The sequence below is a fragment of the Amycolatopsis sp. A133 genome, assembly GCF_031082405.1.
Lineage (GTDB): Bacteria > Actinomycetota > Actinomycetes > Mycobacteriales > Pseudonocardiaceae > Amycolatopsis.
In genome coordinates this window covers 239,972-256,771 of sequence record NZ_JAVHJU010000001.1, presented here as the reverse complement: position 1 = coordinate 256,771, position 16,800 = coordinate 239,972, and the positions used below count along the sequence as shown (strand labels likewise).

Here is a 16,800-nt window from a genome sequence, read left to right as displayed (position 1 = left end):
ACCGGCGGGGACCAGGTTCAGCCGACGCGCAGAGTAAGGGTGCCGGCCGAGTAGGCGGCGGCGTACAGGGTCGTCTCGGGGTGGTAGAGCCGCAGCGAGACGGTGGCGCTCAGGCTGAAGCGGAGGGTGAAGGAAAAGCCGCCGTTGGGCCGGCAGGTGGTGTCGGCGAGGTTCACCCAGGCACCGGCCTGCAGCTGCTGCACGATGACGGTTTCCAGGGTCTGGGTGCCATCTTCGGCGCGGGCGGCGTCGAGCACCTTCAGGTTGCCCTTGAGATCGACCTTTTCGTTGACTTTGACGTGGTCCTTGCCGAGCTTCCCCTCGACTTTCACCTTCCCCTTGCCGGTTTCGGCGGTCGAGACGAGCGACGCGGCCCCGGCGGGGGCGGCAAGTGCGGGGGCAAGCCCGGCGAGGGCGAGGCTGATCACCAGAGCGGAGAGAATCCTGCCGGCGCTGCGGGGTGTCCTGGTCATGATCAAAGTGCAGCACCGGGAGGGAAGGGAAGCGCGCGATAACCCCCGGTCGTGGCGGCGACCAGACCCCATCGGGCGACCCGTGCACCTTCGGCTTGCCGAGCGCCCGGCGCCGACTGGGCTTACGCCGCCGAGGCCCGCACCGCCGAGGCCCGCACCGCCCGGCCCGGCAAGGCCCAACCCGCCGAGGCCCGCACCGCCCAAGCCTGCACCGCCCAAGCCTGCACCGCCGGGGCCCGGCCCGCCGAGGCCCGGCCCGGCAAGGCCCGCCCTCCCTGGGGGCTGCCCCCGCTTCCAGCGTATCGGCGCTCACCGACAGAACGGCCCGAAACCCATCCGCCCAGCCGGCTTGTCCACATCACGGTGGTCCTGTGCACAAGCCGGCTCGAAGCCGCGGCAATCCGAAGACAGCGGTGCCCGCGACGGCCGTGAGCCACCCGAACCGCACGACCTCGCGTTCGGTCAGCCCTGAAAGACCCCCACCGCCCGGTGCACAAGCCGGTTCGAAGCGGCGGCAACCAGAGCCGCCAAATCCCCAGCACCCCAGCAAAAAGCCCTCCCCACCAGCCCCGAAGCCGGCAGGAAGGGCCTAAAGCGCAAGCCTTACCGATCTGCAACCGCCGCCTCCGCGGCCTGCAGCCACTCCCGCCACTGAGCCGCCTGCTCGTCAGCCTTCTTCGCCCGGCGCTCGTCTCCGGCCGCACGCGCCTTCTCCGCCTGGGACTCGAACTGCTCCACCCGCTCGCGGAACTGCGCCGCCCGCGCCTGGGCCTCCGGGTCCGTCCGGCGCCAGCGGTTGTCCTCCGCCGACTTGACCGCGTCCTGGACCGCCTTCAGCCGGCCGTCCAGCTCACGGATGCGCTCGCGGGGGACCTTGCCGATCTCGTCCCACTGCTCCTGGATGCGCCGCAGTGCGCTCTTCGCCGCCTCGAGGTTGGCCGCCGCGTCGATCTTCTCCGCCTCGACCAGCAGCTCCTCCTTGCGGGCCGCGTTCGCGCCGAACTCCGCGTCGCGCTCGGAGAACACCGCGGAGCGGCGGGCGAAGAACTTGTCCTGCGCCGCGCGGAAGCGCTGCCACAGCGCCTCGTCGCTGTCCTTCGGTGCCCGGCCGGCCGCCTTCCACTCGGTCATCAGGTCCTTGTACCGGCCCGCCGTCTCGCCCCAGTCCTCGGACTCGCTGATGGCCTCGGCCTCGGCGATGAGCTCTTCCTTGCGCTGCTTGGCCGACGCGCGCTGCTTGTCCAGCTCGGCGAAGTGCGATCCGCGGCGGCGGTTGAAGCCCTCGCGGGCCTTGGAGAACCGCTTCCACAGCTCGTCGTCGGTCTTGCGGTCGACGCCCTTGACCGTCTTCCACTCGTCGAGGATCGCGCGCAGCCGGTCGCCCGCCGCCTTCCACTGGGTGGAGTCGGCGGCGATCTTCTCGGCCTCCTCGGCCAGCTCCTGCTTGCGGGCGACCGCCGCGGCGCGGGCCTCCTCGCGCTCCGCCTTCGCGCGGGTCAGCGCCTTCTCGGCGTGCCCGATGACGTACTCCAGCCGCGCGGCGAGCGCGGCCAGGTCGCCGACCAGCGCGGCCTCGGCCAGCCCGTCCCGGATCTGGGTGGCGCTCGACAGCGCGTGCTTCGGGTCGCCGGCCCCGGAGATCAGCCGGGTCTCCAGCAGCTCGACCTCGGTGCGCACGTCGTCGAAGCGGCGCGCGTAGTGCACCAGGCCCTCGTCGGGGCTGCCGGCCTGCCAGACGCCGACGGCGCGTTCGCCTTCGGGGGTGACGACGTAGACAGTGCCTTCCTCGTCGATCCGGCCCCAGGTCGACGGGGTGGGTTCGGCGGGCGGCACGGGCGGGGCGGCGTGCCCGGCGTGCAGCGCGTGCGGCACCGGGTGCGGGGCCGGGGTACCGGTGGAAGTGTTCTCCTGGGCCATCGCAGGCTCCTTATCGCCTGTACGCCCGCTCGCGCGGGCGCCCCGCCGTGGAGCGGGGCCGGGTAATGCGGTCGTCACGGGCCGTGCTCGGATGCTACGGCCCCACGCGGCATTCAAGCAGCTCAGCGCGCACCGTGGTACTGGATGGGCCACTCGAAGCTCGTGATCCTACTTCCGGTGGACGCTCTGTGTCGGCCCGCAGGTATCGTCAGCCGCCGTGAACAGCCCCGTTGTCCCGATCGCCGTGGTCGGGCCGACGGCCACCGGCAAGACCGCGCTGGCCGTGGACCTGGCCCGCGTACTCGGCGGGGAGGTCGTCAACGCGGACGCGATGCAGCTCTACCGGGGCATGGACATCGGCACCGCCAAGGCCACCGAGGCCGAGCGCCGCGGCGTCCCGCACCACCTCCTGGACGTGCTGGAAGTGACCGAGACGGCGTCCGTCGCGGTTTACCAGCGCGACGCGCGGGCCGAGGTCGAGCGGCTCCTGGCCGGCGGCCGCGTGCCGGTGCTGGCCGGCGGGTCCGGCCTGTACGTCCAGGCGGTGCTCGACGACCTGCGGTTCCCGGGCACCGACCCGGCGGTCCGGGCCCGGCTGGACGCGGAGGCGGCGGAGCTCGGCACGGCCGCGTTGTACACCCGGCTGGGTGAACGCGATCCCGTCGCCGCCGCCAAGATCCTGCCGACCAACACCCGGCGGATCGTGCGCGCCCTCGAGGTCATCGAAATCACCGGCGAGCCGTTCTCGGCGAACCTGCCCGAGCCGGGGCCCGCCCGCTACGGCACGGTCCTGATCGGCGTCGACCGGGACGCGGGCGAGCTCGACGAGCGCGTCGACGAGCGCGTCCGGCGGATGTTCGCCGCCGGGCTGGTCGACGAGGTGCGCGAGCTGGAGAAGCGGGGCCTGCGCGAGGGGAAGACGGCGTCGCGGGCGCTCGGGTACCAGCAGGTGCTCGCCGAGCTGGACGGCGACGGCGACTTCGAAGCGGCCGCCGCGGCGACAGCGCAGGCGACGCGGCGCTTCGTCCGGCGGCAACGGTCCTGGTTCCGGCGCGACCAGCGGATCCGCTGGTTCGACGGCGCCGATCCCGGCTTGGCCGCGCGCGTCCTGGATACCCTGGGCCGGTAATCTTGCCCCCATGGGCGGAATCGAGTTCCTCAAGGGGCACGGCACGCAGAACGACTTCGTGCTGCTCCCCGACGCGGCGGGCCGCCTCGAGCTGACCGGGGCGAGGGTCGCCGCGCTGTGCGACCGCCGCCGCGGCCTCGGGGCCGACGGCGTGCTGCGCGTCGTGCGCGCCGCCGCGCTCGGCGAGCCGTCCGCGGGCGAGTGGTTCATGGACTACCGCAACGCCGACGGGTCGATCGCGGAGATGTGCGGCAACGGCGTGCGCGTGTTCGCCCGCTACCTGGTGGACGCGGGCCTGGCCACCGAAGGCGAGTTCGTCGTCGGCACCCGGGCGGGCGACCGCCCGGTGGTGGTGCACCCGGACCGCTCCGTCACCGTCCACATGGGACCGGCGACGATCACGGGCACCTCGGTCACGGTGGTGGCGGGCCGCCCGTTCTCCGGCGTGGCGGTCGACGTCGGCAACCCGCACCTGGTGTCGCTGCTGGACGACGACGTGGCCGGGCTGGACCTGCGCGACCAGCCCGACTTCGACCACGACGTGTTCCCGCACGGGGTGAACCTCGAGTTCATCAACCGCCTCGGCGAGGGCGCGCTGCGGATGCGCGTGCACGAGCGCGGGGTGGGCGAGACCCGGGCGTGCGGCACCGGCACGGTCGCCGCGGTGGCGGCGGCCTTCCACCTGGCGGGCACCGACACCGGAAGGTCCACAGTGGACCTCCCGGGCGGCCGCGTCGAGGTGACGGTGTCGCGCGGCGCGTCGACGCTGTCGGGCCCGGCGGAGATCGTGGCCCGCGGCGAGATCGACGAAGCCTGGTGGGCCGCCGCCGCTTCCTGAGGCCCGGTCAGGGCCGGCCCCCGGTCAGCCAGGCGGCCAGCGCGGTGGCGATCGGCTGCCCCGTTTCGTGCTGGAACCAGGTGAATCCCGGGGACGGGTTCACCTCGAAGCACACCACGCGGCCGTCGGGGACCAGTCTCAGGTCGATCCCGGCGAACGGCAGCCCGAGCGCCGCGGCGAGCCCGGCGCACCGCTGCGCGAGCCCGGGGCCGAGGTCGTGGGCGCGCAGCGAGGCCGTCGTCCCCTCTCGGCGTGCGTAGCGGTAGTCGATCGCCGTCGTGGTGATCTCGGCCGCGAAGACCCGGTCGCCGACGACGTGCACGCGGACGTCGGGGCCGTCGAGCCGTTCCTGGAACTGGACCGGGCACCAGCGCAGCCGCGCCAGCCGGCCGGCGTCGGCGACGGGGTCGAACGCGGTGACGATCGAGCGGATGCCGCTGATCGACTTGTACACCAGGGGGCCGTGGCGGCCGGCGAACGCGAGCACCTCCGCCGGGTCGCTGGAAACCAGGGTCGACGGTGTGCCGAAGCCGTGCCGGGTGATGAGCTGGGCCTGGTACGGCTTCGAGATGTTGGAGCCCATCGCGAGCAGGCGATTGGCGACGCGGCACTGCCCCGAGCTGCCGGTCAGCTCGGTGAAGGCGGTCAGCGCGTCGCAGAAGCGCCGGGCACGGGCGAGTTCCGCGGGCCCGAGGCCGGGGAAGAGCTCGGGCTCGACGGGCCGCAGGTACACCCCGGTGACCCGGGCGAGCTCGACCGTCCGGTCGCGGGTGCGCAGGACGCCGCCGACGCCGGCTCCGGGGTCGAGCCGGAGGTCGATCGTGTCGTGGGCGGCGGCGCGGGAGTCGACGAAGACGACGTCGGCGTGCCGGGCCCGCAACGCGGTGGCGACCAGGTCGATCGGGGACTCGTCGGGGAGCCCCCACAGCAACACCGTCATCACGCCTCCAAGGCCCGGAGCAGCCGGTCGACCAGCAGGTCGCCGCCGGTGCGGAGGGTGGGGAGCGCGGTGAGACCGGCGAACCACCAGTCGTCGCCCCCGACCAGGAAGTCGATGCCGAGCAACGCGGTCGCGGCGCCGAGGAGCCCGGTGAGCCGGCGCACCCCGGCCGCCGTGGCGGGCGGTACGTCCCGGTCGAGCACCTCCCGGTCCAGGCAGAGCACCTGGCGCGCCCGCACCGGCCCCGCCGCGGCGGCCCGGGCGCCCGCGAGCGCCGCGTCGCCGGGCGGCCAGGGGGTGGCGGTGCCCAGCCGGATCGGGGCGCAGCGCAGACCGGCGGCGTGCGCTGCCGCCCAGGCGTGCACCGGGTCCGGGGCCGGACCGGCGAGGCACTGCGGGGTCGGCTTGTTGCGCACCGGGCAGCGCAGCCCGGCGAGCCAGCTGAGCGTGTAGGCGAAGAGCTCGGCCGAGGCGTAGTCGCGCTCGGCGGGTTCGGCCCGGTACCAGGCGAGCGCGGGCGGCTCGCGGACGCGGTTCAGCACGCCGGTCAGCGCGGAGCCGTCGAGCACGACGCCGTCCGCGAGCTCGATGGTCGTGCGGACGTCGCCCGCCGGGCCGACGCGGTGGTCGTGCCGGCGGGCGAACGAGAGGTGTTCGGTCGTCACCGCGGCGCACGCCCGGCCGGCCCGGGTGGCCCGGCGGGCGAACCACTGGCTGTCGGTGTCGTCGAGCGAACAGAGGACGAGCAGCACGGCGGTGCCTCCCCGGTCGTCACGCCGGAGGCGCGTCGAATTCCGACTTGGCGGCGACCGAGTCGGCGACCTGCTGTTCCAGCTCCGCCCGCAGCTGCCGGGTCTCGGCGTCGGTCAGGGACTCCGGGCCGGTGAGCGGCGAGACCAGGTCGGGACGCAGTTCCGGGCCCACGAACCCGCCGAGCCCGCTGAGCTGGTCCTCGACCGCCCGCAGCCGCTGTTCGAGCTCCTGCCCGCCGCCGGGACCGAGCGGGCCGGGACCGTGCTCGCGCTCCTTGAAGACGTCCCGGATGTCCTTGATCCGCTTGTCGAGCGCGAACTCCTTCTGGAGCTCCTTGCGGACGTCCTTGTCCTTGAGGAAGTCCTTGCGGCCGTCCTTGAGGTCCTTGACGATCGACTTGCCGGTGCACAGGGAGATGTCCAGCTCGGCCAGTACCGCGCGGATCGGGTTGGCGACCGTGCTGGGCCCGGCGCCCGCGAAGAGGAGGCCGACGACGAACCCGTCCTCGTCGACGATCACCGAGCCGGAGTCGCCGTGGTCGGAAAAGATCCGGTTCCGGGCCGGGTCGGCCGCGATGCTGACCTGGTTCGTCAGCGTGTGCACGCCGAGGCCGTCGCCGTAGTCGACGTTGACGGTGGCCGCGATCCCGTCGACGGTGCCGTGGGACAGGCCGGTGGTGCGGCCGCGCTTGCGGACGGCCATGCCGAGGACGGCGGCCCGGCCGCCGCGGACGGCGCCGATTCCGGCGACCGTGCACGAGCTCGCCTTCCCGGGGTCGAGGGAGATCACGGCGCCGTCGACGTTGCCCGAGAGGGTGGCTCTCAGGATGGCGCCGAACTCGTCGGCCGGCACGACGCCGGTGTCGATCCGGCTCGGCTGCACCATCCGGTCGCCGGTGTGCCAGCCGGAATCGACGGCCGCGACGTGGAAATTGGTCAGTGCGGCGCGGGCGCGGGTCACGTTGTCGACGACGATCGCCCCGAGCGTGCCGGCGAAGATGTGGTTGTCGATCGCGCGGCTCGGGCCCATGCTGATCCCGCCCTGGAGCGTGGCGTAGTGCGTGGAGTCCGCCTGCGCGGAAACGTCGAGTTCCAGGGTGGCGACGTGCAATTCGTACCGGCGCTCGACGACGTCGGTGACGGCTCCTTCGATCTGTTCCGGAATGCGCTCCTCGTGCGGGACATCGTCGGTTTTCCGGGCGACGTGCACCCGGATGGCGACCTGGTCCGTGCGTTCCCCGCCGACCTCCTTGTAGCCGACGTCGACGCCGGTCACGCCGGGCCGGTCGAGCAGTTCCCGTTCGACTCGTTGCTTGATGGCGACGAGTTCGTCCACTGTGGTCATGATGAACCTCCCATCGACCGCCGTGCGGCGATCGGTGGTAGAGACCCCCGCGGAACCCGCCCTGATACACCACGGGCCATGATTTTTTGTGCACCGGGCGGGAATTCCGGCGGGCCGACGGCGCTAGGCGGGGCTGCCGATCGTGGCTTCGACGGAGAAATCGCCTTCTTTCGTGATGACTTCCGAGATCGCGCCGGCCACGCGGATGTCCGGCTCGGCTTGCGCAAACCGCGCCAGCACCGCGGCCGGCGCGGTCACCGTCAGCGTCTCCACCGGCGAGCGCATCGACACCTTCGCGTCCGTCTTCGCCCGGCGCACCGCCGCGATCACCCGGCTCGCCAGCGCGAGGAGCTCCGGGTCACCGCCGGACGACGTCGCCGCGGGCCAGTGCGCCCGGTGCACCGAGCCCTCCTGCCACCACGACCACACCTCCTCGGTCGCGAACGGCAGGAACGGGGCGAACAGCCGCAGCACCGCCGACAACGCCGTCACCAGCGCCGCCTGCGCCGAAGCGGCGGCCGACGGGCCGAGGTCGCCGTACGCGCGGCCCTTCACCAGCTCCACGTAGTCGTCGCAGAACGTCCAGAAGAACGTCTCCGTCACCTGCAGCGCCCGCGCGTAGTCCAGCGCTTCGAGAGCCGCCGTCGCCTGGGTGACGACGGTGGAAAGCGACGCCAGCAGCGCCTGGTCGAGCGGCTCGGCCGGGACCGCGGAGGGCGCGGGCACGCCGAGGCCGAGCACGAACCGGCTCGCGTTGAGCAGCTTCGTCGCCAGCCGGCGGCCGACCTTCATCTGGCCCTCGTCCACCGCCGTGTCGACGCCCGGGCGCGCGCTCGCCGCCCAGTAGCGGACCGCGTCCGAACCGTGGCGCTGCAGCATGTCCACCGGCGTCGTCGCGTTGCCCTTCGACTTCGACATCTTCTTGCGGTCCGGGTCGAGCACCCAGCCCGCGATCGACGTCTCCCGCCACGGGAGCACGCCGTGCTCCAGCTCGGCGCGGACCGCCGTCGAGAACAGCCAGGTGCGGATGATCTCGTGCGCCTGCGGCCGCAGGTCCATCGGGAAGACCCGCTCGAACAGGTCGTCGTCGACGCTCCACCGGCCGACGATCTGCGGGGTGAGCGACGACGTCGCCCACGTGTCCATCACGTCCGGATCGGCGGCGAACCCGCCGGGCACCCCGCGCTGGTCCTCGGTGAACCCCGGCGGGACGTCACTGCTCGGGTCGACCGGCAGGGCCTCCGGCAGCAGCCGGGCGTCGTAGTCGGGCTCGCCGTGGGCGTCGAGCCGGTACCACAGCGGGATCGGCACGCCGAAGAACCGCTGGCGGCTGATCAGCCAGTCCCCGGCCAGGTTCTCCACCCACGCCGAGTACCGGACCCGCATGTGGCCCGGCACCCAGTTCAGCTCTTCGCCACGGGCGAGCATCTTCTCCCGGAACGCCGGGTCGTTCCCGCCGTTGCGCAGGTACCACTGCCGGCTGGCGACGATCTCCAGGGGCTTGTCGCCCTTTTCGTAGAACTTCACCGAGTGCGTGATCGGCCGCGGTTCCCCGCGCAGGGCCCCGGCTTCGCGCAGCAGCCGGACCATGATCTCGCGTCCGGTGTGGACGGTCTTGCCGGCGAGCGGCGCGTACGCCCCGGCGGGCACGTCGTGCGGCGCGTCGGGCAGGAACCGGCCGTCGCGGCCCAGCACCACCCGCGTCGCCAGCCGCAGCTCCCGCCACCACGTGACGTCGGTGGTGTCGCCGAACGTGCACACCATGGCGATGCCGCGGCCCTTTTCCGGATCCGCGAGGTGGTGCGCCACCACGGGCACCTCGACGCCGAACACCGGTGTCCGCACGGTTTTCCCGAACAGCGGCCGGAAGCGTTCGTCGTCCGGGTGCGCCACCAGGGCGACGCACGCGGGCAGCAGCTCGGGCCGGGTCGTCGCGATCACGACGTCGGCCCCGTCGGGACCGGTGAACGCCAAGTCGTGGAAGGCACCCGGGCGTTCGCGGTCCTCCAGCTCGGCCTGCGCCACGGCGGTGCGGAACGACACGTCCCACAGCGTCGGCGCTTCGGCCTGGTACGCCTCGCCGCGGGCGAGGTTGCGCAGGAACGCGCGCTGCGAGATCAGCCGGGAGTCGTGCCCGATCGTCTGGTAGGTCATCGTCCAGTCGACCGAGAGCCCGAGCTGCCGCCACAGCTGCTCGAACACCTGCTCGTCGGTCACGGTCAGGGTCTCGCACAGCTCGACGAAGTTCCGGCGCGACACCGCGACGACGTCCTTGCCCGGTTTCTCCGGCGGGCGGAACTCCGGGTCGTAGGGCAGCGACGGCTCGCAGCGGACGCCGAAGTGGTTCTGCACCCGGCGTTCGGTCGGCAGGCCGTTGTCGTCCCAGCCCATCGGGTAGAACACCTCGAGCCCGCGCATCCGCTTGAACCGCGCGAGGACGTCGGTTTGGGTGAAGGAGAAGACGTGCCCGATGTGCAGCGCCCCGCTGACCGTCGGCGGCGGCGTGTCGATCGAGTAGACCTCGGCCCGGGTTTTCGTCCGGTCGAAGCGGTGCAGTCCGGTGGATTCCCATACGGGTACCCACTTGGCCTCCAGACCGTCGACACCGACCTTGTCCGGGACTCGCGGGCGCTCGTATGGGGTACTCATGAAACAACTCTAGGCGGCGCCGGAACCGGTTTTCGCCTCGGTCGGCAGGTCGCGCATCTTCCGCAGCGGCGAGCAGACGACCCACAGCGCCGCAGCCGCTTCGCCGGCCACCGCCACCCACACCGCACCGCGCAGCCCGAGCCCTTCGCCGAGTGCGCCGCCGAGCAGCCCGCCCAGCGGGATCGTGCCCCAGACGAGGAAACGCACGCTCGCGTTCATCCGGCCCATCAGCCGGTCCGGGCAGATCGCCTGCCGGTACGACACCTGAGCGACGTTGTAGATGATCACCCCGAACCCGTAGACGACCTCGCCGAACGCGGCCACGGCGAGCCGCCAGTCCGGGCCGGTCCAGGGGATCAGCAGGTGCGCGGGCCAGGAGAGGAGGGGCACCAGCCAGATCGTGCGGGCGTGGCCGATCCGCCGGGTGAGGGCGCCGGAGAAGACCGCGCCGAGGATGCCGCCGGCGCCGCCGACGGCGAGCAGCACGCCGACGGCCGCCGGGGACAGCCCGACGGTGCGGGTCAGGAACAGCACCTGGACCGCCATGAACGCGCCGCCGAAGAGGTTCGCCGTCGCCGTGCACGCGACGCTCGAGCGCAACGGCTTGTCGGAAAAGACGAACCGCAGTCCTTCGACGATCTGCGGGAGCAGCTTCGTGTGCTCCGTCCGCTCGGGCTCCGGTTCGGCCGCGCGGATCCGCAGCAGGCACAGTGCCGACGTCAGGTAGCCGAAAGCGGTGACGAGCACCGTGTTCGCCGCGCTGACCAGCTGGACCAGCACGCCCGCGCCGCTCGGCCCGGCGATCTGCGCGACCGACTGGACGGCTTGGAGCTTCGCGTTGCCCTCCAGGAGGTGCTCCCGGCCGACGAGCGAGGGCAGGTACGACTGGTAGGCGACGTCGAAGAACACCGTCGCGACGCCGACGAACAGAACGACCACCAGCAGCTGGGCGAGCGTCAGCACCCCGGCCCACCAGGCGAGCGGCACGCTCAGCAGGAGGGCGAAGCGGACGAAGTCGGCGGTGAGCATGACCCGGCGGCGCCGCATCCGGTCCACCCACACGCCGGCGGGCAGCCCGATCAGCAGGAACGCGAGGGTCTGGGCCGCGGTCAGCAGGCCCATCTCGAACGGCGTCGCCGCCAAGGTCACCGCGGCGAGCAGCGGGATGGCGGTGTACCCGACGGCGGTGCCGAACTGGCTGGCCGTGTCGCCGGCCCAGAGCCGCCTGAAGTCGGCGTGGCGGAAGAGTGACCCCCGGTGCATGGTCCCCGAGTGTGCCGGGAGTGATTGGAAAGTGTCAATCACTGTTCGCTCTAGGCTGTGCGCGTGCCCTCTGAGAAACGACGTGCCGCGACTGAAGCCGAGGCCGCGGCGCTGGCCTCCGGAATACGGCTGCGCATCATCCGGTTGACCTTCTCGGAGGCGCTGACGAACAAGGAGCTGGCCGAAAAGCTGGGCCGGGACCCGGCGACGACGCTGCACCACGTGCGCAAGCTCGTCGAGACCGGCTTCCTCGCCGCGCAGCCCCCGCGCCGCGGGGCCCGTGGCGCGAAGGAAATTCCGTATCTTTCGACGGGGCTTTCGTGGACACTCGACTCATGCGGTGACAAGGGTGTGGAACAGGCGGTGCTCGAGGCCTATCTGGCCGAGATCGCCGACACCGGGTTCGAGGGTGTGCACCAGGCACGCCTGGTCGTCCAGGTGGCCCCCGAGGAGCGGGCGGAGCTGGAATCGCGGCTCGACGCCCTGCTCGAGGAATTCCGCGCGCGCCCGCGCCGTCCCGGCGCCGAGCGCACCGCGATCTACCTCGCCACCTATCCCAGCACGTAAAAGTTCGGTTCCCGCGGCGAATCGTGGGAACATGGAGGCACGATGACAGAACTGACACACACCGAAGACCACGACGACGACCTGTACGACGGCGACCTGTCGACAGGCGAAATGGAGCTCGAGGACCGGGCGTCGCTGCGCCGGGTCAGGGGACTGTCCACGGAGCTGGACGACGTCACCGAGGTCGAGTACCGGCAACTGCGGCTCGAGCGCGTCGTGCTGGTCGGCGTGTGGACCGAGGGCACGGCCCTGCAGTCCGAGGCGTCGATGGCCGAGCTGGCGCGCCTGGCCGAGACGGCGGGCTCGGAGGTCCTCGAAGGCCTCATCCAGCGGCGGGCCAAGCCGGACCCGGCCACCTACATCGGCTCGGGCAAGGTGCGGGAGCTGCGGGACATCGTCGGCTCCACCGGCGCCGACACCGTGATCTGCGACGGCGAGCTCTCGCCGGGCCAGCTGCGGCAGCTCGAGGAGAAGGTGAAGGTCAAGGTCATCGACCGGACCGCCCTGATCCTCGACATCTTCGCCCAGCACGCCCGGTCCAAGGAGGGCAAGGCGCAGGTCGAGCTGGCCCAGCTGCAGTACCTGATCCCGCGGCTGCGCGGGTGGGGTACGTCGCTGTCCCGGCAGGCCGGTGGCCGCGCCGGCGGCGCGAACGGCGGTGTGGGCCTGCGCGGTCCCGGTGAGACCAAGCTCGAGACCGACCGGCGGCGGATCAACAAGCGCGTGGCGAAGCTGCGTCGCGAGATCGCCGCCATGGACACCATCCGCGAGACCAAGCGCGGGCGGCGGCTGGCCAACGAGGTGCCCAGCGTGGCGATCGTCGGCTACACCAACGCCGGCAAGTCGAGCCTGCTCAACGCGCTGACCGGGGCCGGGGTGCTGGTGGAGGACGCGCTGTTCGCCACCCTCGACCCGACCACGCGGCGCGCGCAGACCCCGGACGGGCGCGGCTACACGCTGACCGACACCGTCGGGTTCGTGCGGCACCTGCCGCACCAGCTGGTGGACGCGTTCCGCTCGACGCTGGAGGAGGCGGCCGACGCCGACCTGCTCGTGCACGTGGTGGACGGGTCCGACCCGGCACCCGAGGAGCAGGTCAGCGCGGTGCGCGAGGTGCTCGGCGAGATCACGCGCAAGCGCAAGGAGCCGCTCCCGCCGGAGCTGCTGGTGATCAACAAGACCGACGCGTCCGACGAGGTCAGCCTGGCCCGGCTGCGGCACGCGCTGGCGGGTTCGGTCCAGGTCTCGGCGCGGACCGGGGCGGGCATCCCCGAGCTCGTCGAGGTGATCGCCGACCGCCTGCCGCGGCCGGAGGTCACGGTCGAGGTCCTCGTGCCCTACTCGCGCGGCGAGCTCGTCGCGCGGGCGCACGCGGACGGCGAGGTCCTCGAAGAGGAGCACGCCGAGGACGGCACGCGCCTGCTGGTGCGGGTCCGCCCGGACTTCGCGGCGGCTTTGCGCGAGTACGAGACCAACTCGACCAGGGCCTGAGACGTCTTCGAGTAAGTTCCGGTGTGCGGTCCACGGGGATCGCACACCGGAACTTACTCGGAGGTGGCTGGGTGCGCTGGGCTGTCGTTTTGGTCTTCACGGCCGTGCTGGGCGGGGCGGTGCCCGCGTCGGCGGCCGAGACGCCGCAGCCGCTGTGCACGATGAAGGACTCCCGGATCGGCGAGCTGTCCGGCCTGGTCTCCGACGGTTCGCAGCTGTACGCGATCAACGACGGCGGCAGCAAGGTCCAGGTGTTCGTGCTGGGCCGGGACTGCAAGGTGCAGAAGGTCATGACCGACCGGACGGACCCGTTCGACGTCGAGGACCTGGCCCGCACGTCCGACGGGCGGTTGTGGCTGTCCGACACCGGCGACAACCAGAAGGGCCGGCTGACGGTCGCCCTGCTGGAGATGAGCCCCCAGGGCAAGGTCACGCTGCACCGGCTCATGTACCCGGACGGCCAGCACGACACCGAAGCGCTGATCATGGACAAGGCGGGCACGCCGTACCTGATCACCAAGGACGTTCTCGGCGAGGCTCGCGTGTACCGGCCTTCGGGCCCGCTGGCGAGCCCAGGACCGACCAACCTCGAGAAGGTCGGCACGGTGAAGTTCGAGACGACCGACACCCAGGGCGGCCCGGTCGGCTCGATCGGTTCGATCCTGGTGACGGGCGGCGCGTCCACGGCCGACGGCAGCGTCGTCGCGTTGCGGACCTACACGGACGCGTATGTGTACGCGGCTCCGGACGGCGACGTGCCGGCGGCGTTGCAGCGCAACCCGGTGCGGATCCCGTTGCCGGGGGAAAAGCAGGGCGAGGCGATCGCCTTCGATCCCGACGGGACGTTGATCTCGGGGAGCGAAGGCGTGGGCCAGCCCCTCCGCACGGTGCGGGGCGCGGCGGCGTCGGCCGCGCAGTCCGGCGCACCGGCAGAGGGGACGACCGGCACGAGCGCGTCGTCCGGTTCGGCGGGGGACGGGGCCGGGCTGCCCGTCCTGCCCGCCGCCGGGATCACGGTCGCGGTGATCGGCCTCGGCTGGTTCGGCTTCAGCAAGCTGCGTCGCCGAGCTCGCCGCTGATCTCGGCTCCCCACGGCCGAAGATCATCCGATCCGGTGAATCTCCCGGGCCGTGCGAAAGCCCGGGAGCGACCCCCTAAAGACGCCGCAGGACGGCGACGACCTTGCCGAGCACCGTGGCGTCGTCGCCGGGGATCGGCTCGTACGCCTCGTTGTGCGGCATCAGCCAGATGTGGCCGCCCTTGCGCTTGAACGTCTTGACCGTGGCCTCGCCGTCGATCATCGCCGCGACGATCTCGCCGTTGTCCGCGTCCGGCTGCTGGCGGACGACCACCCAGTCGCCGTCGGTGATGGCCGCGTCGACCATCGAATCACCGGTGACCTTCAGCAGGAACAGCTCGCCCTCGCCGACGATCTCCCGCGGCAGCGGGAAGACGTCCTCGATGGCCTGCTCGGCCAGCACCGGGCCACCGGCGGCGATCCGGCCGACCAGCGGCACGTACGCCGCCTTCGGCATGACCGGCTGCTGGTCCATCTCGATGCCCATGGGGTTGTCGTCGGTCGCCGAGAGGACACCGACTGCGCGGGGGCGGTTCGCGTCGCGCCGCAGGTAGCCCTTGCGCTGCAGCGCGCGCAGCTGGTGCGAGACCGACGACGTCGACGTCAGCCCGACCGCTTCACCGATCTCGCGGACGCTCGGCGGGTAGCCGAACCGGCTCACCCAGGAGCGGATCACGTCGAGGACCTGCTGCTGGCGGACGGTGAGAGCGTCGTCCACCTCGTACACCTCGGGCATGGCGTGCACCTTGCCCGAGCCGCCGGGGGACCCACTGGTCCTGCCCGCCTTGTTCTCCTTCGCCACTGCGTCGCCTCCCAGACGTTCGCTGCACGTATCTGCGCGCCGGCCGCCGCCCGCGGGGTGCGGGCACGCTCGCCGGCGGCATCTGCCCGGCAGATGCCCTGGTCACCGACGTTAGCCCCCGGGCACGACGATTTCAAACATCTGTTCGATCGACACGCCGTGTCCGCTCGATTTTGTCGGTGGCAGGTGGTAGACCTTCGCACGGGCGTTCGATAGAACGCCTGTTCGACCTTGATCCACGGGCCGCTCCGGCCCGGGAAACGGGCGGACACAGGGTTTCGAGGAGGTTCGGATGTCCATTCTGGCCGAACGCGGACACGTTCGCCCGGCGACCCCGGTCCCGGCGCCCCTCCGTCCCGTGCGCGTGCTGCGCGGGCGCCGCGGCGAGGTGCACCGCCCGCCGACCCGCGCGCGGGTCGTGGCCGGCCGCCGTCCGGCCGGCGCACCCTGCGCGGCGCCGCGGCGGGTGCCGGTGCGGTGGCCGTGGCTCGCCGCGCTCGCCGTCGCGAGCTGCCTCGTGATCACCGGACTGGGTCTTCTGGGGAGCGGGGCGTCCGGCGCCCCGGTGCCCGAGCGGACCGCGACGGTGTCGGTCGGTCAGGGCGACACGCTCGCTTCGCTGGCCGCGCGATTCGCGCCGGACAGCGAGCCTGGCGCGGTTGTCGCCCGCATCAAGGAACTGAATCGCCTGGACCAGGCCGTTCTGGTGCCCGGGCTGCCGCTCACGGTCCCCGTGGCCGACCCGGCCGCCGCGCCCGCACCCTGATCCGCCGGGGCCGTCAACCGCACTCACCCGGGCGTGGATCGCGTCCGGCGTGGCGCTTGCGCACGCACCTCCCGAGTTCTACCCTTCGCCGCTACATGTAGTAGTTACACCGCTGTAGTTGGTCCACAGGTTGGGGTAGACTGGACAGCAGTTGTCCACAGCTGGTCGGCCGTTACCCACCGGATGTCCACAAAACGATCACCAGGTGCGCAGGGGTGCATGGTGGCCGCCGGGGCGTCGACCGCGGGCGGCCGGCGCGGAGGGAAGGTGATCGGCGGATGAGGTGCCCGTTCTGCCGGCATGCGGACTCTCGGGTCGTCGACTCCCGAGAGGTGGATGAAGGCCAGGCGATCCGCAGGCGGCGCTCGTGCGCGTCGTGCGGACGGCGGTTCACGACGTCGGAGACGATGGTGCTCGCCGTTGTCAAGCGGTCCGGGGTCACCGAGCAGTTCAGCCGGGACAAGGTGGTGAGCGGCGTCCGCCGCGCCTGCCAGGGCAGGCCGGTCGACGACGACGCGCTGCAGCAGCTCGCGCAGCGCGTGGAGGAGTCGATCCGCTCCGCCGGGCTGGCCGAGATCCCGAGCCACGAGGTCGGCCTGGCCATCCTGGGCCCGCTGCGTGAGCTCGACGGGGTCGCCTACCTCCGGTTCGCCAGTGTCTACCGCTCCTTCTCCTCGGTCGAAGACTTCGAGAAGGAGATCGCCGACCTGCGTGAGGCCATGGCGGGTGCTGCTGCCCCGAAGGGAAGCGATCAGCGCGAAGACGGCGATTAGCCGTCCCGCTGCGGGAG

At 72.2% G+C, this 16,800-nt stretch carries 15 protein-coding genes; 7 read left to right on the top strand and 8 right to left on the bottom strand.

Annotation, left to right across the window (positions count from 1 at the left end; genetic code table 11):
• Window positions 1-17: 17 nt before the first annotated feature.
• Together Q5425_RS01265 and Q5425_RS01260 are read right to left on the bottom strand one after the other, a co-directional pair.
• Complete coding sequence (locus tag Q5425_RS01265) at window positions 18-473, bottom strand: hypothetical protein (RefSeq protein ID WP_308670160.1); 456 nt, start codon at window positions 471-473, stop codon at window positions 18-20.
• Between the two features lie 603 nt (window positions 474-1,076).
• A complete protein-coding gene (locus Q5425_RS01260) occupies window positions 1,077-2,390 on the bottom strand; it encodes a DUF349 domain-containing protein (protein WP_308670159.1) in 1,314 nt (437 codons plus the stop codon).
• A gap of 217 nt (window positions 2,391-2,607) precedes the next feature.
• Between Q5425_RS01260 and miaA the strand changes: the two genes are divergently transcribed.
• Both miaA and dapF read left to right on the top strand, forming a co-directional pair.
• On the top strand, window positions 2,608-3,519 hold the full coding sequence (gene miaA / locus Q5425_RS01255; protein WP_308670158.1) for a tRNA (adenosine(37)-N6)-dimethylallyltransferase MiaA: 912 nt from the start codon (window positions 2,608-2,610) through the stop codon (window positions 3,517-3,519).
• Window positions 3,520-3,529: 10 nt separating this feature from the next.
• Window positions 3,530-4,357: a diaminopimelate epimerase gene (gene dapF / locus Q5425_RS01250; protein WP_308670157.1), complete on the top strand. Its 828-nt coding sequence runs from the start codon at window positions 3,530-3,532 to the stop codon at window positions 4,355-4,357.
• A 7-nt stretch (window positions 4,358-4,364) separates the two neighbouring features.
• Here dapF and Q5425_RS01245 read toward each other — a convergent pair whose 3' ends face one another.
• The 5 genes from Q5425_RS01245 to Q5425_RS01225 form a co-directional block, all read right to left on the bottom strand.
• Complete coding sequence (locus Q5425_RS01245) at window positions 4,365-5,297, bottom strand: RimK domain-containing protein ATP-grasp (protein ID WP_308670156.1); 933 nt, start codon at window positions 5,295-5,297, stop codon at window positions 4,365-4,367.
• Window positions 5,297-6,049, bottom strand: coding sequence for a hypothetical protein (locus Q5425_RS01240; protein ID WP_308670155.1), 753 nt, complete (start codon window positions 6,047-6,049; stop codon window positions 5,297-5,299). The genes Q5425_RS01245 and Q5425_RS01240 overlap by 1 nt, the downstream gene beginning before the upstream one ends.
• A gap of 19 nt (window positions 6,050-6,068) precedes the next feature.
• Window positions 6,069-7,394: a hypothetical protein gene (locus Q5425_RS01235; protein WP_308670154.1), complete on the bottom strand. Its 1,326-nt coding sequence runs from the start codon at window positions 7,392-7,394 to the stop codon at window positions 6,069-6,071.
• A gap of 123 nt (window positions 7,395-7,517) precedes the next feature.
• Window positions 7,518-10,043, bottom strand: coding sequence for a valine--tRNA ligase (valS, locus tag Q5425_RS01230; protein ID WP_308670153.1), 2,526 nt, complete (start codon window positions 10,041-10,043; stop codon window positions 7,518-7,520).
• 9 nt (window positions 10,044-10,052) lie between these two features.
• Window positions 10,053-11,306 carry an MFS transporter gene (locus Q5425_RS01225; protein ID WP_308670152.1) on the bottom strand — a complete coding sequence of 418 codons (1,254 nt, stop codon included), beginning with the start codon at window positions 11,304-11,306 and terminating at the stop codon, window positions 10,053-10,055.
• A gap of 63 nt (window positions 11,307-11,369) precedes the next feature.
• Between Q5425_RS01225 and Q5425_RS01220 the strand changes: the two genes are divergently transcribed.
• The 3 genes from Q5425_RS01220 to Q5425_RS01210 all read left to right on the top strand — a co-directional run bounded on the left by Q5425_RS01220 (window position 11,370) and on the right by Q5425_RS01210 (window position 14,443).
• Window positions 11,370-11,873, top strand: coding sequence for a winged helix-turn-helix domain-containing protein (locus tag Q5425_RS01220; RefSeq protein ID WP_308670151.1), 504 nt, complete (start codon window positions 11,370-11,372; stop codon window positions 11,871-11,873).
• A 42-nt stretch (window positions 11,874-11,915) separates the two neighbouring features.
• The gene (hflX, locus tag Q5425_RS01215; RefSeq protein WP_308670150.1) at window positions 11,916-13,364 is read left to right on the top strand and encodes a GTPase HflX; all 1,449 of its coding nucleotides are present in this window, start codon (window positions 11,916-11,918) and stop codon (window positions 13,362-13,364) included.
• A gap of 71 nt (window positions 13,365-13,435) precedes the next feature.
• Complete coding sequence (locus Q5425_RS01210; RefSeq protein WP_308670149.1) at window positions 13,436-14,443, top strand: hypothetical protein; 1,008 nt, start codon at window positions 13,436-13,438, stop codon at window positions 14,441-14,443.
• Window positions 14,444-14,518: 75 nt separating this feature from the next.
• Here the strand turns inward: Q5425_RS01210 and lexA are convergent, their stop codons facing one another.
• Window positions 14,519-15,178, bottom strand: coding sequence for a transcriptional repressor LexA (gene lexA, locus Q5425_RS01205; RefSeq protein WP_308670148.1), 660 nt, complete (start codon window positions 15,176-15,178; stop codon window positions 14,519-14,521).
• Window positions 15,179-15,536: 358 nt separating this feature from the next.
• Here lexA and Q5425_RS01200 point away from each other — a divergent pair, with 358 nt between their 5' ends.
• Window positions 15,537-16,010, top strand: coding sequence for a LysM peptidoglycan-binding domain-containing protein (locus Q5425_RS01200; RefSeq protein WP_308670147.1), 474 nt, complete (start codon window positions 15,537-15,539; stop codon window positions 16,008-16,010).
• Window positions 16,011-16,288: 278 nt separating this feature from the next.
• The gene (gene nrdR / locus Q5425_RS01195) at window positions 16,289-16,783 is read left to right on the top strand and encodes a transcriptional regulator NrdR (protein ID WP_308670146.1); all 495 of its coding nucleotides are present in this window, start codon (window positions 16,289-16,291) and stop codon (window positions 16,781-16,783) included.
• Window positions 16,784-16,800 lie beyond the last annotated feature (17 nt).